The organism is Deinococcus misasensis DSM 22328 (assembly GCF_000745915.1).
GTDB lineage: Bacteria > Deinococcota > Deinococci > Deinococcales > Deinococcaceae > Deinococcus_C > Deinococcus_C misasensis.
The window spans coordinates 82182-104376 of the sequence record NZ_JQKG01000010.1 but is presented as its reverse complement, the minus strand read 5'-3'; the positions used below and the strand labels follow the sequence as shown (position 1 = coordinate 104376).

Genomic DNA, 22195 nt, shown 5'->3' with positions numbered 1-22195 from the left:
CTTAGTGTAAGGAGTACATTATGACCAGACCTCTTCGCGTTGCCATCATCGGTGCAGGCCCCTCTGGCTTCTACGCCACCGAAGCCCTGCTGAAACAAACCCAATTCGAAGTCACCGTGGACCTGATCGACCGTCTGCCCACCCCTTACGGACTGGTGCGTTACGGCGTGGCTCCCGACCACCAGAAAATCAAAGCCGTCACTGCCGTGTTCCAGAAAATCGCAGCCAACCCCAAAGTGCGCTTTCTGGGCAACGTCAACTTCGGCACCGACATCACCTATGACGACCTCAAAGCCCACTACGACGCTGTGTTCTACACCGTGGGTGCTTCCTCTGACCGTTCTCTGGGCATTCCCGGCGAGAACCTGAAAGGCAGCATGAGCGCCACCGAATTCGTCGCCTGGTACAACGGACACCCCGATTACGCAGACCGCGTGATGCCTCTGGATGTGGAAGGCGTGGCTGTGGTCGGCGTGGGCAACGTGGCCGTGGACGTGAGCCGCATTCTGGCCAAGACCGCAGAAGAACTGGCCCTCACCGACACTGCAGACCATGCCATCGAGCAACTCAAGCAGTCCAAAGTGAAAGACATTTACGTGCTGGGTCGCCGTGGTGCTGCACAGGCCAAGTTCACCACCAAAGAACTCCGCGAATTCGGTGAACTGCTGAACGCCGATGTGGTTGTGGACCCCAAAGAAGTGGAAGTGGACGAACTTTCCGCCAAGGAAATGGAAGTGCCCGGCACCGCCAAGAACGTCGAAGTGCTGCAAGAATTCAGCAAGAAGCCTCTGGAAGGCAAACCCCGCCGTGTGCACCTGCGCTTTCTGGTCTCCCCCATCGAAGTCATTGGCACCGACCGTGTGGAAGGCCTGAAAATCGAGAAAAACAAACTCGTGGAGCAAGACGGCTGGATTGCTGCAGTGGGAACCGGCGAATTTGAAACCCTCAACGTGGGCATGGTCCTGCGCAGCGTGGGTTACAAAGGCGTGGCCCTGCCCGGCGTGGCCTTCGATGCCCGCAAAGGCGTGATCCCCAACGAAGGTGGCCGCGTCAAAAACGAAAGCGGCGTGATCCCCGGCGAATACACCGCAGGATGGATCAAGCGTGGTCCCTCTGGCGTGGTCGGCACCAACAAAGCCTGCGCCGTGGAATCCGTCAACCTGTTCATTGAAGATGCTGCAAACCTCCCCAGAGTGGCAGACAGCAACGCCACCCCCGAGGCCGTGGATCAACTGCTCGCCGCCAAGGGTGCCCGCGTGGTGACCTTCCAGGACTGGCTCAAACTGGACCAGCACGAAACCGAAAAAGGCAAAGCCCTGGGCCGTCCCCGCGTGAAGTTTGCCACCGTGCAGGACATGCTCAGCGCTCTGGAGCCCGTGAAAGGGTAAATCCCTGCACCTCCTGCCCCCCCTGCCATCGCTGACGCTCTGGCGGTCCCCCTGATCTCAGGGGGACGTTTTGCTTTTGCTGAGGACACACCGCTTCAAGCCTGCGAGAATCAGGGGGATCTCAGCCACGCCGCAAAGTCATGCATGGCCCTTCCCCAGTGGGGTTTTTCACGCTCGGGGTCCAGAGCACGCAGCTCACTCAAAGTGAGGGTTTCTCCTTCAGGGATGTAGAATTTTTCGTGCCACCTGCCCAGAGTCCCTCTGGCTTCCAGAGCAAGGGTTCCGGAGCTTCCTCCAGAGAACACTACGGGTTCTCCGTCAGGGGTGCAATAAGCGAAGCAGTGCTCCAGATGGGCTTTCCGGTTGCTCTGGTGTTGAAGGAGTTCCAGAAACTTCTGGGTGCCCAGCTGCTGCTCGAACTGGGCGTTGTAAGGTCCGGGAAGACCACCAAGGCATTCGACATACAGCCCCGAGTCCGAAACCAGCACAGGTTTTCCAAGCCGATCTGCAGCGAATTGCGCTTTGAAAGCGGCCACTTTGCTGCAGGTGTCTGCTTGAACCTCTGGCAGCTCAAAAGGCGGGGCCTGAATGTGAAACTCAAGTCCGTGCTGTTCGATCAGGATTTCTCGGGCCTCACGGACTTTGCCGGGATTGGTGGTGAGGTACAGGATCAGGCGATCACCCGAATTTCGGTGACATTGCCCAGCAGCACATCCATTTCGATGGCATCTCCCACCTTGAGGGTTTTGGGAATGAAGGTGTCCTGCACACGAATGCGGCGCACTCCATCTGCGCTTTTCAGGGTGAGGGTGTAAAAATTCAGGCCGTGGATGGCTTGCACTTCGATGGCTTCAAGGGTGCCGGTGTAAGTCTGGTACATGCCAAAAGCATAAACCCCCAGAGCTTGTGACTCTGGAGGTCTGGTCTAACCTTTTGAACCTTGCAGCTTTTTCAGCTGTCGAACTTGTTGTAACCTGCCACAGAACGGCGTTGTGCACCGCGTGCGTAGTCCAGTTGTTCTTCAACGCTGGTGTCGTCGCCGTTCATGAAGATGTGCTCGGGAACCCAGTAACTGAGTTTGGTTCCGCCCATCTCCACAAAGAGCTTGTGTGGCTCTTTTTTATCGCGCCAGAAGGCAATGCGGTCAAAGCCGTTGCGCTCAGCCCAGTCGCGGATTTTGCGGGTCACGCGCTTGCTGTTGTCTTCATGTTCATCCCAGGTAAAAGTTTGTCCTTCAGCATCAAAGAAAAGAATCACCGCCATAACAGCCTCCTTGCCACACATTCTACTAAAAAAGAAGCGCTTCCAACTTGGTACATTGATACCGTGCATGTGACCACTTTCAACCTCAACGGCCTGAGAAGTGCGATCCAGAAGGACTTGAGCGGATGGATCAGCAAAAATGAACCCGATCTACTCCTGATGCAGGAGGTCAGGGCTTTCCCTCATCCAGAGTTCTTTGGTGACCTGGGATACCAGACGTTCTGGCATTGTGCAGAACGGCCCGGATACAGTGGCGTCGCGATTGCGTCCAGAACCCCTCCTCTGGCCATCACGTGTGGGATGGAAAAACCCGATTTTGATTTTGAGGGTCGGGTGCTGACTGTGGAGTTCGAGACCCTCAAAGTGGTCAGTGTGTATGTGCCTTCAGGAAGCAGTGGAGACACAAGGCAAGCTTTCAAGTACCAGTTTCTGGATGCCTTTCACCAGTTCACCCGGGATCTGATTGCAAATCTGGACGGCAAAGAACTGATTGTTGCTGGTGATTTCAACATCGCACACCAAGCGGTTGATTTGAAAAACTGGCGTTCCAACCAGAAAAACAGTGGCTTCCTGCCCGAGGAACGCCTCTGGCTCAGCCAGTATCTGGATCTGGGGCTGATCGACATCCACCGCAAACGTCTGGGGGAAACAGCGGAATACACCTGGTGGAGCAACCGGGGAAATGCCTATGCCAACGATGTGGGATGGCGTCTGGACTACCAGTTCTGCACCCCCAATCTGGCCGAAAAGGCCTTTTTCCATCACACAGACCGCGAAAACCGCCTGAGTGACCATGCGGCCTTCAGTGTGAAGTACCAATTTCCCTTGACGTAAAGATGGTATACTGGGCACAAGACGCGTTTTCGCGTGGTTTGACAACCGCACCAGAAATCTAGGATTTCGCTGTGCCAGTGCACATCGTGCAGGCGAAAGTTAAGGACCACAATTTGTACGACTCTCACGTCTTGAGGCCCGAGTATGCCTAAACGCAAAAACAGTGCTGGCACCCCCAGCACACCTGAACCCATTGTGTCAGAACCGAACAACACCCCTGCAGAGAAAGAAACCTCTGCCAACACCCAAAAAACCGTGAACAAGAAATCCAGCTCTGGAGCTGCAAAAACCACCAGAAAACCCAGCAAAACCACACAGGCATCAGAAACTTCCACTGAAACAATGAAGGCTTCTGAAACTTCACCTGCTCCAGAATTGCAAGAGATTTCACCTCCAGCGACTGCAGAAATCGCAGAAACTGCCCTTGTGAAACCCAGCAAACGCCAGAGCAAAAAGCAAGCCCCTCAGGTGGAAGCCCCTGCAACCCCTGCAACCCCCGAGGTGAACGAAACCCCTGCCGCTTCTGGAGAACAGGTCACCGCTCAGCCTGCCAGCAAAAAGGCAGCCCCTCGCAAGAAAAAAACAGCCGAACCTGAAACCCCTTCTGAACCCAATCCCATCGAGGAATTCCGGGTTCCTGAAGACATGGATCTGGAACGCCTGACCCGTTCGGTCACCGACTCTGGCATCACTGCGGCAGATTTTGATGCCCGTGCCATTGACACGGACCTGCCTCAGGTGACTTTGCCCTCAGAGGTCTCTGAGGACCCTGCACCTGCAAAACCTGCCCAAAAAGGCAAGAAAAAGGCAGCACCGCAGCCAGAGGCTGAATCTGCAAAACCTGCCTCAAAAAGCAAAAAGCGCAGCGCATCTGACCTCACCCCTGAGGTTCCTGCCACCCTTCCAGAAGTGGTCGCAGATTTGCCTGCTCTGGTGGTCCCTGAAGCAGCAGAAGCCACCCCAGCACTTTCTGTTGAACCCAAACCCACCAAAGCCAGAAAAGGGCGCAAAACGGCCACTGTCACCACGGATGCACCTGAAGAAACCCCTGCCCCACAAGAAACCGCGCCTGAAGTTCAACCAGAGCTTCCGGTGGTGCAGCTTCCTGAAGTGGCTCTGGAAACCCTCACCGAAACTGTGGCTGCAGACAGCAAACCTGCAAAAAAAGGCAGAGGGAAAAAAGCTGCAACGCCATCCAGCGAAGTGGCTCCAGCCTCTGAAACCCCTGTCTTGGCAACAGAACCTGTAGTGGCAGGGCCTCTGTTGCAAAGCCCAGAAGTTCAGAGCACAGAGGTTCAGAGCACAGAAACCGTGATCGCGGAAGTGGTTGCTGATGTGGCCCCTCTGGAAACCCCTGCAAAACCTGCCAGAAAAGGCAAGAAGACCGCCAAAGCAGAACCTGCGCCCGAAGTGGTAGAAGCAGCACCTGTGGCAGAAGTTCAAGCAGAAACCACCCCTGAGGTGACTGCTGCGCCTGAAAACACAGTTGCCGCAGAACCCGAGCAACCCACAGCCCTTGCGCCCAAGAAGGGCAACAACCGCCGCAAAAAGACGGTCCCTGCGCCAGAGCCCGAACAGGTTCAAGAGGTCACTCCAGAGCCTGTGGTGAACGCTGAGGTGCAAACTGAAACCTCTGCAACTGAAGCCAGTCCGGAAGAAACACCTTCTGTCGTGGCTCCTGCCAAACCTGCCAGAAAAGGCAGAGGCAAAAAAGCTGCACCTGCAGAAACCGTGCAGGAAGACCAGCCTGTTGCAGCAGAGGAACAGGTTCAGGATGCCCCAGAGCCCGTGGTCGCCCAGCAGGATGCCCACACAGTCAGCGATCCCAGCAAGCCTTCCATCCCGAGCACTCCTTCTTCTCCTGACCTGCCCCAATACGCTTACCTGAACCGCAAGCATGAACCCGGCTCTGGAGCAAAAGCGGCGAACAAACCTCAAGCTCAGACTGCCCCAAAAGCACCCAGAGGCAAAGGACCCAAGACCCCAGAGAAAGCAGAAACTGTCCCTGAGTCTCAGGACGCTGCCAATCAGGATCCCAAAGTGGTCTTGCTGGAGTTCATGAAGCAAAAACGCCGCACCTTCCATGTGCGTGACCTTGAACGTGCCCTCCCGAGGGTGGTCAAAAATGTGCTGGGCAACCGCCGCAACATGGAAAGCCTGCTGGAAGAACTCACCGAAGAGGAGAAACTGGTCCGCATCCGTCGCCGGGTGTATGCCTACCCAGAGGACACCAATCTGGTGAAAGGCCGCTTCCAGTCTTCCAGCTCTGGGTTTGGTTTTGTGATCCCCGAGAACGGCAAGGAAGATTACTTCATTCCTGCCGATGCCACTCTGGGGGCATGGACCGGCGACACCGTCCAGATCAAAGCCGAGGAGAAACGCAAAAACGAAAACTCCCCACGCGGTGTGGTGGTTCGCATCGTGGAGCGCGGCAACACCCAACTGATCGGCACCCTCGATGAGCGCAAAGGCAATCAGGTTCTGATTCCCGATGACACCCGTCTGGCCAAGAGCATCCCCCTGCTCTCAGAAGGTCTGGAAAATGTGCCTTTTGGTTCCCGTCTGGTCGCAGAATTGCACTGGCCCGAGAACACCCGCGAGCCTTACGCCCGGGTCAAAGAAGTGCTGGGCACCGAAATCACCCCGGAAACCGAAACCCGTGCCGTGATTGCCCAGTACGACCTCCGTGACGAATTTCCCATCGAAGTGGAGAAAGAGTCCGAGAAGATCTCCACGCGCATCACCAAAAAGATGCTGGAAGGCCGTCTGGACCTGCGTGACAAGAACATCTTCACCGTAGACGGGCGCGATGCCAAAGACTTCGACGATGCCATCCACATTGAGCGTCTGGAGAACGGCAACTTCCAGCTGGGCATCCACATCGCTGACGTGTCTTACTACGTCACCGAAGGCAGCGCACTGGACAAAGAGGCCTACCAGAGGGCCACCAGCGTGTACCTGCCCGGCAGGGTGCTCCCCATGCTGCCAGAGAAGCTCTCCAACGGGGTGTGCTCTCTGGTGCCCGACAAGGACCGCCTGACCCTGAGTGCTCTGGTGGAAATGGGTCCGGACATGGACATTGTGGCGTACAGCATCACCCCCAGCGTGATCCACTCCAAAGCCCGCCTCACTTACGACGAGGTGCAAGCTTACAGCGAAGGGACCGCCTCTCTGCCTGACCATGCCCGCCATCTGGAAGGCGACATGCACCTGCTGCTCAAAATCACCCACAAGATGCGCCAGCGTCGCTTGCGGGATGGTTCTCTGGACTTCAAACTGAGCGAAGTCAAGGTCGAGGTGGACAAAGAAGGCCGTCTGGAACTGATCCCCATCCGCGAAGAAACCGCCCGTGGCATGATCGAGGACCTGATGCTGCTCGCCAACAAAGTGGTGGCGCAGTACATGATCGAGCAGAACATCCCCGCGCTCTACCGCGTCCACGAAGACCCCAGCGATGACCGCTGGACCGAACTTCGCCACATGCTCACCAAAATGGGCTTGCAGGCCGATGAAAAACCCACCCCTCAGAACTATCAGGCACTCCTCAAACAGGTACGGGGAACCCCCAAAGAAACGGTGGTCAACCACCTGCTCCTGAGGTCCCTCAAGCAGGCCAAATACGCCCAGCACAACCTCGGGCACTTTGGTCTGGCCTTCTCCGAGTACCTGCACTTCACCAGTCCGATCCGCCGTTATCCGGATTTGCTGGTGCACCGCATGCTCAGAAAGCACCTGCAACAGGAACTCTCTGGCCCCGAGAAAGAGCGCATCCACGACAAACTCACTGGCATGGGAGACCACACCAGCGAACGTGAACGTGCCGCCAGCGATGCCGAACGCGAACTCACCAAGTACTACCAGTGCCTGTGGGCCGAAGGTCAACTGGGCGAGGTCTTCGACGGCACCATCAGCAGCGTGACCAGCTTCGGGTTCTTTGTGTCCATCCAGAACGGCATCGAAGGTCTGGTGCACATCTCGACCCTGCCGGACTACTACATCTTCTTCGAGGACACCATGTCCCTGAAGGGCAAGAACAATGGCCAGAGCTTCCAACTGGGCGACAAACGGCAAGTGCAGATCGCCAACGTGAACCTGGCCGCCCGACAAATCGACTTCATCCTCTGGGAGAACGACATGGATCAGAAACCCCGCGCCCGCAAGAGGGGCGAAATGCAGACCAACACCCGCACCAACGCCCCCAAACCTGCTTCCCAGTCCCACAATCCGGGTCAGGGTGGCCGCAAGCGTCGGGTGGTGACCCTGGAGCGCTCCAAGAACGAGTATTCCCGTCCGGTGAATGTCACCGTCCAGAAACTGTACTTTGGTGACTGGACCGTGGAAAACCTGCGTGAGGACGAGCCCCAGCAACCCAGAAGGGACTTCCGTGGAGGAGGCAACAACCGTCCTCCTCAGGGACGCAACAACCCCCAGCAAGGCCAGCAAAACCGCAATGGTGGCCGTGCTCCTCAGGGTCAGCAAAATGGGGGCCAGAAACCCCAGCAAGGCCAGCAAAACCGCGATGGTGGCAACGGTCAGCGCAACAATGAACGCAACGAGCGCAATGACCGTGACCGCAACCCTCAGGCTGCGCAAGGCCAGAGCCAGCAAAACCGCGACGGTGGCAACGGTCAGCAGAACCGGGGCAACAACAACCGTGGCCGAAACCAGCAAAACCGCGACAATCGGGGTCAACAGCGCACGGAGTCTCCCATTCCCATGCAAAAACCCCGTCCTCAGCGTCCCATGCAGGCCCCTCAGAAGCCCCAACAGGCCCAGAGCCAGCCTGCACCCGCAGAGCAAAGCAAGCCTGAACCCCAGCAAGCGGCCAAAAACGATGCCCAGCGTCGTCGCCGCCGCAAACCCAGAACCAACGGCAAGAACACCGAAGGCTCTGGCTCAGAAGAATAAACCATCCAAAACAGCAACACCAAAAAGAAACCCCGCGCATGCGCGGGGTTCTTTGATGAAGATGGGTTGAAAGGCACAACCAGAGCCTGTTGAATTTACTGTGCGCCGTCTTTCTTCTCGGTGTTGCTCGAACCAGAGCCGGTCTCTCCAGCACCAGCATTTTCTCCGGCAGCATTTTCGCCAGCATCTTTGTTGGCATCTTCAAGCTGTTTGGGGTTGGCAGCATCCACCTGGGTTTGTTGCTCTTTGAGCACGGTTTCCAGTTTGTTTTCCACTTTCAGCTTTTTGCGTTCTGCCGCCAGGAAAGCCTGACCCTTCTGGGTGACTTTCTGTTGCTGCAACTGGGTGCGGATTTGTTCACGCACTTCGTCAAGGCTGCGGGTGGTGGGTTTCACCAGATCAGACACGTAACCAACCACAAACTTTTTGTCCACTTCGAGCACGTCGGTCAGGCTGCCTTCGCCAGCACTGGTCAGACGACCCGACTTGAAGACACTCTGGATGATCACAGGGTTGACTTCGCTGCTGGACTCGGTGATGGTGCCGGTCTCGTTGACGGTGGCACCCGCTTTGCCTGCATCTTTGGTGAAGTCCTTGCCTCCTTTGAGGAAGCTGTCCCGGAAAGCCAGGGCTTTGTTCTTGTCTTTGAAGGTGGCTTCTTTCAGGCTGGCACTGCCTGACACAGCAAACTGAGCAGCATTCTGTTTGTAGAAGGCAGCGATGTCAGCTTCAGTGACGGTCTCGTTGCGACCCTGGTAGGCCACCAGAGCACCTTCCACCTGAGCGCGGTTGCCAATGAAGGGTTGGTTCAGTTTCTTGGCCACTTCCACGGCAGCGTACTGGTTGATCAGGCTTTCCACAGCCTGGGGTTTGAAGAACTGGTTGATGAACCCTTCAGCCTGCGCGTTGCCCGGTTGGATGAACTGGGAAATCTGCTGGTTGGTGTACAGGGTGGTCAGGATCTGGGAGTATTTGATGTTGTTGCCATCCACGACAGCCACAATGGGATCTTCGATCTTCCACTTGGTGTTGATGTACTCCACTTTGGCGTTCTTGACAGCATTTTCCTGCCAGGCTTCCACCACCTGACCTTCTTTGAACACCTTGGCTTTTTCCATGATGTCGTTTTTGGCTTCATCGAAGGTTTTGGCCGCAGCAGGGAGCACTTTCTCGACCTTCACGATGTAGAACTTGCTGCCGTCTTTGATCACGTCGGTCAGGCCGGGTTTGGTCAGACCGAAGACCACATTGGCCACAGATTCAGGGAAAGCCAGCTTGGCCGATTCTTTGGGTGTGGTTTCGGTGCCAGTGGCTCCCACTGCACCATCGTTTTTGGCGAGTTCGGTGCTGTTTTCACGGGCCAGAGCAGCAAAGTCTTCTCCAGCTTTGGCTTTTTTCAACAGGTCGGCAGCTTTGGCAGCGTCGGTGACCACAATCTGGCGGGCCACCACCCTGGGCTCGGATTTGAACTGGTCTTTGAAGGCTTCGTAGAACAGCTTGGCTTCGGCATCGGTGACGGCAGCAGCACTGGCCCTGACTTCCTCACCGCGTTTCTGGATTCTCAGGCTGTCGCGGATGCGTTGCTTCAAGAGGGTTTCGGTGAGGCCTGCGTTGGCAAGGGCATCTTTCCACTTCTGGCTGTCTTCCAGACCGTTGGATTTGCGGATGGAATCAATCTGGTCTTCCACTTCTTTGCCCGAGATTTTGATCTTGGAGGCATCGTCCTTGAGGACATTTTCCTGAATCAGGTAGCTGATCATCACCCGTTTGAGGTCGTCGCCAATCATGCCTTCGGTGGTGGAAAAGATCTGGTTGTTCTTCTGAAAGTCTGCGATGTCTTCTTCGGTGACGGTCACATCGTTGACTTTGAAGGCAGGGGTTCCACTCTGCTGGTTGAGGCCGCCATTTCGCAGCAAGGGGATGAAGGCAGCGGTCATGCCGCCCAGCAAGAGGACTGCGACAGCGCCGAGGGTTAAACGCAAACCCAGGCTTTTGGTTGAGGTTGGTTCCGAATTCACTTGACTTCCTCCTGGTTATCGTGCTACTTTACCTTCTGCCCTGCACCCGTAGCTCAGCCGGATAGAGCGTTGGCCTCCGGAGCCAAAGGTCACAGGTTCGAATCCTGTCGGGTGCGCCACCATCACCACGCTTTGCGTGGTGATTTTTGTTGGTTGACCCCCACCTTGTGGTGTTGACGGAATCAGGCAGTTTGCACACACGCAGAAGATTCTAGCACCTTTAGATGAAAAGCTTTAAGGAAATGTTCGGATGCGTGTCTTGGACAGGCTGAGACCCGAGATCAGCAGGCAAAAGGTTATTCCACTGCATTCTTTTGCATGGTGGGTTTTATGCTGTGGAAATGACCTTTCTGAGGTGATCAAGGTCCAGAACCTGCTCAGCAGGCTGACTTCCTGAAAAACAAGGCTCTGCACAACCTTTTTAGGCTTCGTCTCTGGACCCTCGACCCTTGGCCTTCATGAAACCCCTGTAAAGTGAGCATATATGTTGGACGACTACAGCCGCAAAGAAAAAGACACCAGCAACTTGCATGACGTTCTGGAAAGCCTGCCCGGCAGTTATGCAGGCCCCACCCGAGTCCTCTCCGAACCTTACGGCGCAGTGGGGTATGAAGAAGGTGCGCTTCCCTTGCGCCTCACCGACTTCATCGAAAAAAGCGTGGTCGGTCAGGGCACCCAGTTCTTGCTGGGCAACATCAATGATCCTGAAGGGGATGACCTGATCAACATTGCAGAGGCCAGTGGAGCCCACATCCAGCGTGTGGGGGTCAGCCAGAGCCTGAAGAACTTGGATTATCTTGTGCCCACCCACCCTCTGAGCCTGTACACCTACACCCAGTACCTGGCCCATGCCACAGGCAACAGTGAAGCTGCACAACAAGCCGATGCTGCCTTGCAACAGCTTGCTGCACGCTGCACCTTCCAGATTCCCACCGAACAAAACCCGGCCAAACAACTGGCATGGTCCCTGTGGACCCGCACCCCCTTGCTGCTGGCTTCTCGAAGCAATGCTGCATTGATCGGGGCGTGGCAGCACCTGCTGGGTCGCATCGGCAAGACCATGAGCGTGCCTCTGGAGCATGAGCCCCTGATCACCCTCTCTGGTGGCTTTGAAGCCCGCCACGAGACCGGAGATGGACGTGTGGCCCTGATTCTGGGGAGTCTGGACGAGGAAATGAAGCTCGCTCAGGAAATTCTGGACACCCGCATCGATGAGGTCATTCCGGTGCTGGCCCCAGAGCACCTTTCCGAGTACGCCCAGAACATGTACCTGTGGTACCTCGGGGCGTGGGTGGGGTATTACCTTGCTCTGGCTTACGATCAGGACCCCAAAGACACCAAAGTGGCCGACCTGCTGAATGAACCCTTCAAGCTCAAAGCCGATGAGGACGACAGTTTAAACTGAACTTTTGAAGCATGCAACAGAGGGACAACAGGCTCTCTTTTCATGGATCAACACAGCCAAAAGACCTCTGGCATGTTCAGGAGGGGACCCTGCTACGGTTCCCTCCTTTCGATTTGGGACACTCAAGCTGTATGCTGACTGCACCATTTTCTGGTGCAGTTGTTGAATTCACCTCGCATTTCAGCCAAGGAGTGTTCATGCTTGAGGTTCCACCCTTTGAATGCCTCGAAACCCCTCGTCTCCGCTTGCGCCGTTTGCACCCTGAAGATGCCCCTGCACTGGCCCAATACCGCTCTTTGCCAGAGGTCGCTCGTTTTCAGGGCTGGAACAGCCCTTACCCAGAGCCAAAAGCCATGGACCTGATTGACCAGATGCAAAACCGGGAACCCGGACAGTCTGGATGGTTTCAATTTGCTGTGGCTCTGGGTTCAGAGGGTACTTTGATTGGAGACATTGGTGTTCACACCTTTGAGGAGCGTCAGGCCGAGTTGGGATTCACCCTCAGTTCACAGTGGTGGGGCAAAGGATACGCAACGGAAGCTCTGGAGGCGGTGATCAATTATGCCTTCAAAACCCTTCAGATGCACCGTCTGGTGGCAGCCACCGATCCACGCAATCTGGCCTCCCAGAAGGTTCTGGAGCGGTTGGGTTTTCGCAAAGAAGGCCACCTGATTGAAGCTTATTTTGATGGCACCCACTGGCTGGATGAATGCAGATATGGCTTGCTGGCCCGAGAATGGTTTGAAGCCCACCGAACCGACCTTTGAGCACAGGTTTCGGTCCAGCTCAATACAATTGGTATTATGGTGGTATCATGCCTTTTCAGATTCGCCTGTACCAACCCAGAGATCTTGACGCCCTGTACGACATCTGCCTGAAAACCGGGCACAATGGCGAAGATGCCACACCCCATTACCGTGACCCCTTGCTCATTGGGCATTTTTATGCTGCCCCATATGGGATTTTTCATCCAGAGACTTGTCTGGTGCTTGAAGACGCAGCAGGGGTTTGCGGGTACATCGTGGGTGTCCCGGATTCCGTGGCGTTTCAAGCCCGCACTGAGGCCGAATGGTGGCCCAGACTGCGTGAACAATACCCCCTGCCCGAACCCTCTGACCAGAGCCCGGATGCAGGCATCATCCGCCTGATCCATCAGGGATACCAAGTCAAAGACGAGGCCGAAACATTCCCAGCCCACCTGCACATTGACCTTTTGCCCAGAGCACAGGGAGGCGGAAACGGCAAAGCCCTGATGCTGGCCTTTCTGGACCTTCTGCGAAACCAAGGTGTGAAAGGGGTCCATCTGGGGGTGTCCAGAGCCAATCCCAGAGCCGTGGGTTTTTACCAGAAACTCGGGTTTCAGACTTTCAGGGAAAACGAATATGCCTTCACCATGGGCATGCATCTGATGTAAGTTCACAGTTGACAGTGAACAGTTCACAGCAAAAAACCTTCGTGCTGGACATCTCTGTTCGACCAACATGATTTGTAAAACGGAATCAAATCCATGAAAATCGGTCCCCAAAACTCTGGGGACCGTTTCAGGAACAGCTTTAAACCAGTTCAGACAGCCTGTGAATCAGGGGACGCAAAATGGCCCGCTTGAGTTTCAGGCTGCTTCGGGCCACCACGAAACGGGCACTCGATTCAGCGATGGTCTCGACTTCTTCGAGGTTGTTGGCTTTCAGTGTGCTGCCGGTTTCCACAATGTCCACGACTGCATCGGCAAGCCCAGTCAGGCAGGCCAGTTCGATGTTTCCGCTGAGCTTGATCACCTCTGCGGTGGAGCCCTTGTCGCGGAGGTACTGCCTGGCGACTCTGGGGTACTTGCTGGCCACCCGGTTGATGGGACCACCCGCTCCTTTTTCACGGATCAGGGCCAGACGGCAACGGCCATACTTGAGGTCCAGAGGTTCAAAAATGTCGCGGCCTGCTTCCAGAAGCACGTCTTTTCCGACGATGCCAGCATCTGCAACGCCCAGATCCACGTAAGAAGGGACATCGCTGTTGCGCAGTTCCAGCAGGGTGATGGGGCCAAAATGGTGCCTTAAAAGGCGGCTTTTCTCGGGGACCGAGAGGGGAAGTCCTGCTTTTTGCAGGAGTTCAATTCCAGTTTCCATCACGCGCCCTTTGGGAAGGGCAAGGGTGAGGGTCATTCCATCGGGGATGTGCAGAAGTTCAGTCATAAGGTTTCACGGCCAGAAGGACAGCCATCCAGTGGTCTCGCCACAAACAGTCTACGTGCAAAAAGCCTGCCTGTCGCAGGGAGGTCAGGTAAACGTCTAGGGGTTCGCAGATGTTGCCCTGTGCTGCCTGAAGGTTTGCATCCTGCTGCAACCATTCTTGCAGGTGTTCTTCAGGCACCTGTTTGACCCTTGCCCGTTCCAGAGCAATCAATCGGTGCGTGACCTCAGACACCCCTGCAATGTGGTCTCCGATCACCAGCACACCCCCTGGCTTGAGGGCCTCAAATGCCTGCTGAAAGCTGAACAACTTGTCCGGGGCATGGTGCAAAGCCATGCTGCTGACCACAGCATCCAGAAGCTCTGGGGGGCTCCAGCGCTGCGTGAAATCCAACTGCTGAAAGGAAACCCGTTCATTTTGAATTTCAGTTTGGGCCAGAGCCAGCATCTCCTCTGCCCCATCGGTCAGGATGATCTTTGAGAAATGCCCGGAATCCAGCAGCACTTTTGTGAAATCCCCACTCCCAGCCCCGAGTTCCAGCGCCTTTCCTCCTGCAGGAAGCAAACCTTGCAGGAGGTCCAGCATCACCTCAAACATGCGGGCTTTGCGGGGTGGATCAAAAGCCTGAGCGGTGTGGTACCGTCTGGCCCGCTCAGGGTCGTTGTAAGCGCGGAGGGCTCGGGTCATGGGTCAAGTTTAGCTGAAGGCAGAAGGCAGAAAGCCAAGGCTTCTTTAAAGCCATCACCCAAACCTTCTGCCAGCAGAGAAGATTTAAACTTCAATCACACCATCTGGTCCATACACCAGAGCAATGCCTCGCTCTCTGGCGTACTGCACTGTGGCTTCCAGAGAGTCCAGATGGGAAAACTCGGTGCGGTAACCGTCCAATCTGGCCTGACGTGCCCCTTCAAAGGTGACCGCGATGGCCTGAGGTTCGGTGCGTCCGGGGGGATTGCCCAGAGCAGCCATCACCCGTTCCAGACCAATGGCGAAACCTGCACCGGGGATGCCGGAGTCGTAACGGCCTCCGCCCAACAAAGGCAAACCAAAATCCGGGGTGTAGGCGCGGAAAGTGACCCCGGTGTAATAGCTGTAACGCCTCGACATTCCGAGGTCCAGCAGGTGGTCTTTGCGTCCAGTCAGCTCGATGACTTCGCGGAGGTGGTTCAGGGCTGCTCTGGCGGTGTCGTTGCCTGCAATCTGCATGGCTTCATCCAGAATCTCGATGCCGCCGTAAAGATCAGGAAGGCGCAGAATCCGGGCTTCAAGGTCACCCGAGATCCCCTGTTTTTCCAACTCTGCCCGCAACTCCGGGGTGGCTTTGCGGTCGATGATGTTGTGCAGCACGTTCAGTTTTTCCTCGGGCAAGCCGGTTTCTTCCAGCACGCTGTGCACGAAACCGGGGTTTCCAAGTTCCAGCTCGTAACGCACGCCAAGGGTGTCTAAAGCATCCAGAGCCATCATGATCAGCTCTGCGTCCGCTCTGGGTGAGGAAGCGCCCACCAGTTCGACGCCCACCTGGGTGAATTCACGCATGCGGCCCAGTTCGCTGCTCATGGAGCGCAGCCACAAAGAACCGGCATATTGCAAACGGATCGGGAAAGGCTGATCCGACAGGTCGGTGCGGATCAGTTTGCCCACCGCAGTGGTGTATTCGCTGCGCAGGGCCAGCACGGTGCCATCGCGGTCCACCAGTTTGAACGCCCGGTTGGACAGCGGATGGCTGGCATCGTCAATTTCCAGAGCCGGGGTCTGCACAGCCTGATACCCCCACTGCGAGAACACCGATTGGATGTTGTGTTTCAAAGACTCACGCCACTCCCACTCGGGGGGGAGCACAAAACGCGTTCCGTCAGGAATGATCGGCAAGGTCAACCTCCAAGAGCACATGATACCTGCTCGGGGTCAGGGATGGGAGATATTTCTAGAGGGCAACAAGGGGCAGGAGGATCTACTTCCGCTTCCTTCTGCGGTTGGCCACTTCCATGACCACCAGAAAGAGCAACACCGGAATGCCAAAACGCACCAGAGCCGCCAGAGCACCCGACCACCCTTCGTCTTTGTATCCGGAGTAAATGCCGAAAACGGCCAGTGCGACGAGGATGATGTTGAACATGCTGTTGTTGACGGGCATAAGGGTCTCCAGAGGGGTTGGTTTCTTCCATCAAACCCTCTGGACCCCTTGATGTCAATGGAGCAAGTTGGTGCAAGTTCACAGTTTACAGCAGACAGTTCACAGGAAAAGCCTTCTTCGACAGCAGTTTTGAGCCGATACAGCAGCATCTGTGGTGCAATCTTTGTTCTCAGTTTTAGGCAACTCGCAAACCCTTCTGCCTTCTGCCTTCTGCCTTCTGCCTTCTGCAACAGGCGAGGCACGCCTTGCCCCTACAATTACACCTGCCCTCTCTTGACCCTACTGCGCGCTCACGGGACGGCCCGTTTCGCGCTAGGTCGCTCGGCTCTCGGCGCTCAGCCCTCGGCTTTGTAAAACGCCCACCACATCCGACAACGCCAGCACTTCTTTGACCAAGCCCTTTCGGGTCACCAGTTCCACCTGACCTTCCTGAAGGCCTTTTCCCACCACCAGACGGTAAGGAATGCCGATCAGGTCTGCGTCTTTGAATTTCACTCCAGCACGTTCATCCCGGTCATCCAGCAGGACTTCCAAGCCAGCTCGGGTCAGGTCATGGTAGAGTTGCAAGCCTGCTTCAGATTGAGCTGCATCTCCGGTGTTGGCAATGGTGATGATCACCTGATAAGGGGCAGACGCAAACGTCCAGACGATGCCGTGCCCATCGTGGGACTGTTCCACAATCGCCTGTGCCAGTCGGGTGATGCCCATGCCGTAACAGCCCATCAAAGGTGTTTGTTCCTTGCCCTGCTGGTCCAGATACCGCAAACCCAATCGGTCTGCATAACGGTCACCAAGCTGGAAGATGTGTCCGACTTCCACCCCTCTGGCGCTGTGCAGGATTTGCTCGGGGTCGTGTTTGGAACAGTCCCCTGCTTTTGCCATGCGCACATCGGCCAGATACCCGAGTTGAAAATTTCCTCCCCAGTTGGCCCCGTAAACGTGATGGCCCGGTTCGTTGGCTCCGGTCACGAAGTTTTCCAGTTCAGACACCGTGAAGTCGGTGACTCTGGCGAACTGTCCATGCACCCCCTCTTTGAAGGCAATCAGACTGTCTGGCAGGTCCGGTGCGATGTACCCGAGGGGCAGTTCTCCAGTGGTCCATTCCTGAAGCTGTTCCGCAGAGGGCACTTCAAGGCTTTTGAGGGCACCCAGACCGCTGAACATTTCGGAAAGCACATTGGACAGCTTGGTGGGGTTCACCTCCTGATCTCCACGGATGCTGACCAGCACAGGGACCAGCACGCCACTGGCAAACACCGCCTGATACAGCACGTTTTTCACGACCTGTGTCGGGTCACAGTCCATGAATGCGCACAGGCTGGCAATGGTGGGGGTGTTCGGGGTGGGCAGCTTTTGAAATTCCGTGAAGCGGCTTTTGACAGGCGGACTGAACAGGGAATCGGCCTTTTCCACATTGGCGGCGTACTGGCCGTCGGAGGTGTACAGGACCTCGTCTTCACCTGCCTGAGTCAGGACCATGAACTCTTTGCTTTTCTTGCCGCCCATGGCCCCAGAGTCGGCTTCCACGCCCACCACCTGTAGGCCCAGCCTCTGGAAGATGCGTTCATAGGCTTGCCCCACCTGCTGGTAAGTCTCCTTCAGAGAATGGGCAGAGGTGTGGAAGGAATAGCTGTCTTTCATGATGAACTCTCTGGAGCGAAGCAGGCCAAAACGGGGGCGGATCTCATCGCGGAACTTGGTCTGGATCTGGTAGAGGTGCACCGGATACTGGCGGTGGCTTTTCAGCACGTCTTTGACGGCTGCGGTCACGGCTTCTTCGTGGGTGGGAGCAAGGACCTGTCCTCTGTCCTGACGGTCTTTCAAATGAAACAGGATGCCATCGGCTTTGTAGGCTTCCAGACGGCCAGACGCCTGCCAGAGGTCCTCGGGGTGCATCTGGGGCAACAGGCATTCCTGGGCCTGAATGCGGTCCATTTCTTCACGCACGATGGTTTCGATTTTGCGGATCACCCTGTGCATGAGGGGAAGGTAACTGTAGTGTCCGGCGGCCAGTTTGCGGATGAAGCCTGCCCTCAGCAAAAGCTGGTGGCTTTTGATTTCGGCGTCGCTGGGCATTTCACGGAGGGTGTAAAAAAAGGATTGGCTGAGTTTCATGGATTTAAAACCTCTCTGAAGCAGAGAAAACCAAAGGTCAGGAGCACCCTGATGGGGTTCTCTGGTTGGGCATGGGATTGTGGGGTTTTCAGACAAAAAACGAATCAAAAAGGCATGCAAATGGACCCCTCACGGGGTGGCGGGAAGTGCACCAGAGAAAACCGCGCAGATTGTATACAGTTTTCCCGTTTCATGGCTTCATTATTCAGGAGTTCCTGAGGTGAGTCAAGGCAAGATGCAACAAATGCTGCCACAGATGTGATAGATCGGGGTTTTGGGCTTGGGATGCCGAGAGCCGAGAGCCGAGAGCCGAGAGCCGAGAGCATGGTGTGTTACAAGGCGAAAATCGTCAAGGGGATCTGTAGGGGCGAGGCGTGCAGAGGGACCAAATTGCGGTCCCTCGTTTTGCACAAGACGGCGTGCCTCGCCCTGAACGCTATGGCCAAAGCTTTTTTAGCCCTCGACTCTCGGCCCTTGGCTTATAGCCTTCTGCCTTCTGCGTTTTCCAGCCCTCGGCCCTTGGCTCTCGGCCCTCTCTTGACCCTGACTACGCGCTCACGGGGCGGCCCGTTTCGCGCTGGGTCGCTCGGCAGGGCGAAGCCCTCCCCTTCTAGCACAGTCGCAACCCCACAAAGCCAATTTGTTAAACTACTCAGGATGAGTCAGGACAAGAAAGCCCAACAGTTTGGTGTGACCCCACAAAGCGTGGATTTCAACGAGTGGTACAACGAAGTCATCACCAAAGCAGACCTTGCAGATTACAGCCCTGTGCGTGGCAGCATGGTGGTCAAGCCTTACGGACATGCCCTCTGGGAGCGCATTGTGCGCTGGCTGGATGACAAATTCAAGGAGACCGGACACGAGAGCCTCCTCTTCCCCACCCTGATCCCCATGGGATTCATCACCAAAGAGGCAGATCACGTGGAAGGCTTCGCTCCAGAGCTGTTCACCGTGACCAAAATTGGCACCGAGGTGCTTGAAGAGCCTTACGTGATGCGTCCCACCAGTGAGACCATCATCGGGCACATGTGGTCCCAGTGGCTGAATTCTTACCGGGACCTCCCCTACCTGCATTACCAGTGGGGCAGCGTGTTCCGTGCAGAGCTGCGCACCAAGCCTTTCCTGCGCACCGCTGAGTTCTTCTGGCACGAGGGCCACACCGCCCACGAAACCGAGCAGGAAGCCCGCAACGAAGTGCAGCAGATGCTGAACATCTACCATGTCTTCTGTCGTGACATTCTGGCCCTTCCGGTGGTGAGGGGCAAGAAAACCGCATCTGAGCGTTTTGCAGGTGCCGTAGACACCTTCTCCATCGAAGGCATGATGCGCGACGGCAAAGCCCTGCAAAGCGGAACTTCCCACTACCTCGGGCAGAATTTCGCCAAAGCCTTTGAAGTGAAGTTTCAGGGCCGCGACCAGAAAGAGCATTACGTGCACACCACCTCGTGGGCCATTTCCAGCCGCATCATTGGCGCACTGATCATGACCCACGGCGATGACAAGGGCCTGCAACTGCCCCCCAACATTGCCCCCATTCAGGTGGTGATTGTGCCCGTCACCCGCAAAGACAACACCGAGCAGATGTTTGAGGCTGCCGACCAGATCGCCAGCGAACTGAAGGCTCTGGGGGTCCGCGTGAAAGTGGACAAACGCGAGGGCCTCTCCAACGGCTTCAAGTACAACGACTGGGAACTCAAAGGGGTGCCAGTGCGTCTGGAAGTCGGTCCCAGAGATCTCGAACAGGGTGTGCTGGTGGTCAAGAACCGCACCCACGGCGACAAGGAAATCCTGTCCCGTGAAGAGGTGATCTCGGGCATGCCTTCCCGTTTGCAGGACATCCAGAATTTCCTGTTCCAGCGTGCAGAAGCCTTCTTGCTGGAAAACACCGTGCCTGTGGATTCCTTCGAGGAGTTCAAAACCCAGATCGACAACAACAAGTGGGTGCTGGCCCACCACTGCGGAGACGCAGCCTGCGAAGCCAGCATCAAGGAAGAAACCAAAGCCACCACCCGCAACGAGCCCCTCTCAGACGGTGAGTACTTCCAGCAGGAGAGCACCGGAGCCTGCGTGAAGTGCGGCAAGCCTTCTGGGTACAGCAAGCGCATTTTGTTTGGCCGTCAGTACTGAGGTCAGTTCACAGCAGACAGTTCACAGCGGGATTTTGATGTTCTCTCAGGCCTGAAAACCGCTTGTACAACACTGCAACAGAAAGAAGACCCCGCAGATCCATGCGGGGTCTTTCTGATCAGGCATTGCTTTACTGGGCCTGCTCCTGAAGCTTCAGCACTTCCTGAATCGCGTTCTGAAAGTGCTCTGGAGGCATCGCACCAGAGGCCACTGCGTAACCATTCACAATGAAGAAAGGGACGCCTTGAACCCCCTGACGTTTGATGTGCTGGTCAAAAGCACGCACTTCCTGCACGTCCTGATTGCTGTGGAGGTAGGCAGAGGTTTCCTCTGGGTCGAGTCCAGCCTGTGTGGCAATCTCCGTGAGCACACTCAGGTCGGAAAGGTTTTTGCCTTCCGTGAAGTAGGCTTTGAACAGACCTTCGGTGATTTCTTGCTGTTTGCCTTTTTGCTGGGCAAATCCCGAGAGCCTGTGGGCGTGGATGGTGTTGGGGGCCACCGTGACCCGGTCAAAGCGGTATTCCCAGCCCACGGCTCTGGCTTTCTCGGTGATCATGTCCTGCATTTGCTGGAGGCGTTCTTTCGAACCGAACTTTTTGGTGAGGTGCTCGATGTGGTCCACACCTTCCATGGGCACTTCGGGGTTCAGCTGGAAAGGAAGCATTTCGATGTGGGCTTCACCGTTCCAGAGCCCGTTTTCACGCAGCAGGTCCAGACCTTTTTGCAGGTTGGCCTCTCCGATGGGGCAAAAGGGGCAAACCCAGTCTGAGACAATCTGGATGTTCAGGGCCGGACTGGGCTTGACGTTGATGGGTTGCAGTTTCTGGGGCTCTGCGGGACGCACTTCGCAGACATCGCCTTCGCAGATCAGGGTTTCCTGTTCACTCATGCTATAAATTTTATAGCATCAAAGGGCCGCAGATGGTGATGCAGGTTGCTTGATGGCCCACACGTTGCGGTGCTCGGCAGCAAAGCGCTCAAATGGCACTGCTGGACGGCCCAGCACCTTCTGGAGGTCTTCGCTGACCCTTCCAGCAAACCCGAGTCTGGCGGTGGTGTAAATCGCGGTCAGGACCATGATGTAATCCCATGAGGCCCCTCTGGCACGCCAGTGTTTGATCCACTCGGGAATGCTGGGATCGATGTGCTGGATTTTGCGCCCGAGGGTGCGGGTGAGCACATCGGCCACCTGCTGGTAAGCAAGCGCCTCTGGACCGGTCAGGTCGTAGGCTTTGAATTCATGACCGGGGTTGATCAGGGTGACCGTGGCCACCTCTGCGATGTCTCTGGCATCAATGAAACTGGTCAAACCGTTTCCTGCTGGAATGAACAGTTCTCCCTCTTCAATTTCGCTCTTGTGGGTGGTGGTGAGGTTCTGCATGAAGAACGAAGCCCGCAGGAAGGTGTAAGGCACCCCTTTCTTTTCCAAAAACTTCTCAATTTTGCGGTGCGGAGAGAGGTTGTTGCTCTGGGCTCCAATCAAGGACAGGAACACCACATGCTTGACTCCGGCTTCGAACGCTGCCTCCAGAAATGGGAACATCTCCTTTTTGGGGTTCCCGAGGTGGGGTGGGCGCACCAGAAACAGGCGGTCCACATCGCGCAAAGCTTCTGCGTAGGTGGCCGGGTTCTCAAAATCAAAAGCCACAAAAGGATATGTGGGGCCCATTTTCGCAATGGCCCGATCCACATCGGTGACCGCAGCTTTAAAGGGGTAACTGCGGGCTTTCAAATGACGGGTGACGTATTCACCGACGTTGCCAGTGGCTCCGGTGACCAGAATCTGTTTCATGGGGCAACTCCTTCGCGTGATCAGGAA

General features: G+C 56.1%; 18 protein-coding genes and 1 tRNA gene. 8 read left to right on the top strand and 11 right to left on the bottom strand.

All coding sequences use genetic code 11. The features are described 5' to 3' along the window. Positions 1-20 precede the first annotated feature (20 nt). Positions 21-1388, top strand: coding sequence for an FAD-dependent oxidoreductase (locus Q371_RS08310; RefSeq protein ID WP_034338770.1), 1368 nt, complete (start codon positions 21-23; stop codon positions 1386-1388). A 110-nt stretch (positions 1389-1498) separates the two neighbouring features. Here the strand turns inward: Q371_RS08310 and Q371_RS08305 are convergent, their stop codons facing one another. The 3 genes from Q371_RS08305 to Q371_RS08295 form a co-directional block, all read right to left on the bottom strand. Further along, positions 1499-2056 (bottom strand): non-canonical purine NTP pyrophosphatase, encoded by a 558-nt coding sequence (locus Q371_RS08305; RefSeq protein ID WP_281174292.1) that lies wholly within the window; start codon positions 2054-2056, stop codon positions 1499-1501. A gap of 2 nt (positions 2057-2058) precedes the next feature. Continuing rightward, positions 2059-2268 carry a hypothetical protein gene (locus tag Q371_RS08300; protein ID WP_034338764.1) on the bottom strand — a complete coding sequence of 70 codons (210 nt, stop codon included), beginning with the start codon at positions 2266-2268 and terminating at the stop codon, positions 2059-2061. 71 nt (positions 2269-2339) lie between these two features. Then, positions 2340-2651 carry a hypothetical protein gene (locus Q371_RS08295; RefSeq protein WP_034338980.1) on the bottom strand — a complete coding sequence of 104 codons (312 nt, stop codon included), beginning with the start codon at positions 2649-2651 and terminating at the stop codon, positions 2340-2342. 63 nt (positions 2652-2714) lie between these two features. Between Q371_RS08295 and Q371_RS08290 the strand changes: the two genes are divergently transcribed. After that, positions 2715-3485, top strand: a complete 771-nt coding sequence (locus Q371_RS08290) for an exodeoxyribonuclease III (protein ID WP_245618286.1) — start codon at positions 2715-2717, stop codon at positions 3483-3485. 144 nt (positions 3486-3629) lie between these two features. Next, positions 3630-8393, top strand: coding sequence for a ribonuclease R (rnr, locus tag Q371_RS25515; protein WP_051963750.1), 4764 nt, complete (start codon positions 3630-3632; stop codon positions 8391-8393). A gap of 95 nt (positions 8394-8488) precedes the next feature. On the opposite strand, the gene Q371_RS08280 is transcribed toward rnr, so the two are convergent. Beyond that, positions 8489-10411: a peptidylprolyl isomerase gene (locus tag Q371_RS08280; protein WP_051963743.1), complete on the bottom strand. Its 1923-nt coding sequence runs from the start codon at positions 10409-10411 to the stop codon at positions 8489-8491. A gap of 42 nt (positions 10412-10453) precedes the next feature. Here Q371_RS08280 and Q371_RS08275 point away from each other — a divergent pair. From Q371_RS08275 to Q371_RS08260, 4 genes are all read left to right on the top strand, one after another. Beyond that, positions 10454-10530 (top strand) — tRNA-Arg (locus Q371_RS08275). Between the two features lie 365 nt (positions 10531-10895). Next, entirely contained in the window at positions 10896-11816 is a 921-nt protein-coding gene (locus Q371_RS08270; protein ID WP_051963740.1) for an SIS domain-containing protein, read from the top strand. Positions 11817-12013: 197 nt separating this feature from the next. Then, a complete protein-coding gene (locus Q371_RS08265; protein ID WP_034338762.1) occupies positions 12014-12583 on the top strand; it encodes a GNAT family N-acetyltransferase in 570 nt (189 codons plus the stop codon). A gap of 47 nt (positions 12584-12630) precedes the next feature. After that, positions 12631-13230, top strand: coding sequence for a GNAT family N-acetyltransferase (locus Q371_RS08260; protein ID WP_034338758.1), 600 nt, complete (start codon positions 12631-12633; stop codon positions 13228-13230). A gap of 139 nt (positions 13231-13369) precedes the next feature. Here Q371_RS08260 and hisG read toward each other — a convergent pair whose 3' ends face one another. The 5 genes from hisG to Q371_RS08235 all read right to left on the bottom strand — a co-directional run bounded on the left by hisG (position 13370) and on the right by Q371_RS08235 (position 18249). Next, positions 13370-14002 carry an ATP phosphoribosyltransferase gene (hisG, locus tag Q371_RS08255; RefSeq protein WP_051963737.1) on the bottom strand — a complete coding sequence of 211 codons (633 nt, stop codon included), beginning with the start codon at positions 14000-14002 and terminating at the stop codon, positions 13370-13372. Beyond that, positions 13995-14687, bottom strand: a complete 693-nt coding sequence (locus tag Q371_RS08250; RefSeq protein ID WP_034338757.1) for a class I SAM-dependent methyltransferase — start codon at positions 14685-14687, stop codon at positions 13995-13997. Before Q371_RS08250 ends, hisG begins: the two co-directional genes overlap by 8 nt. A gap of 84 nt (positions 14688-14771) precedes the next feature. Further along, entirely contained in the window at positions 14772-15869 is a 1098-nt protein-coding gene (locus Q371_RS08245) for an ATP phosphoribosyltransferase regulatory subunit (protein WP_211253819.1), read from the bottom strand. A gap of 82 nt (positions 15870-15951) precedes the next feature. Further along, positions 15952-16134 carry a hypothetical protein gene (locus tag Q371_RS08240; RefSeq protein ID WP_034338754.1) on the bottom strand — a complete coding sequence of 61 codons (183 nt, stop codon included), beginning with the start codon at positions 16132-16134 and terminating at the stop codon, positions 15952-15954. Positions 16135-16446: 312 nt separating this feature from the next. Then, entirely contained in the window at positions 16447-18249 is a 1803-nt protein-coding gene (locus Q371_RS08235) for a proline--tRNA ligase (RefSeq protein ID WP_034338961.1), read from the bottom strand. A gap of 657 nt (positions 18250-18906) precedes the next feature. Here Q371_RS08235 and proS point away from each other — a divergent pair. Further along, on the top strand, positions 18907-20376 hold the full coding sequence (proS, locus tag Q371_RS08230; protein WP_034338751.1) for a proline--tRNA ligase: 1470 nt from the start codon (positions 18907-18909) through the stop codon (positions 20374-20376). Positions 20377-20506: 130 nt separating this feature from the next. On the opposite strand, the gene Q371_RS08225 is transcribed toward proS, so the two are convergent. Both Q371_RS08225 and Q371_RS08220 read right to left on the bottom strand, forming a co-directional pair. Further along, on the bottom strand, positions 20507-21265 hold the full coding sequence (locus Q371_RS08225; protein WP_051963729.1) for a DsbA family oxidoreductase: 759 nt from the start codon (positions 21263-21265) through the stop codon (positions 20507-20509). An 18-nt stretch (positions 21266-21283) separates the two neighbouring features. Continuing rightward, a complete protein-coding gene (locus tag Q371_RS08220) occupies positions 21284-22168 on the bottom strand; it encodes an SDR family oxidoreductase (RefSeq protein WP_034338748.1) in 885 nt (294 codons plus the stop codon). Positions 22169-22195: the final 27 nt, after the last annotated feature.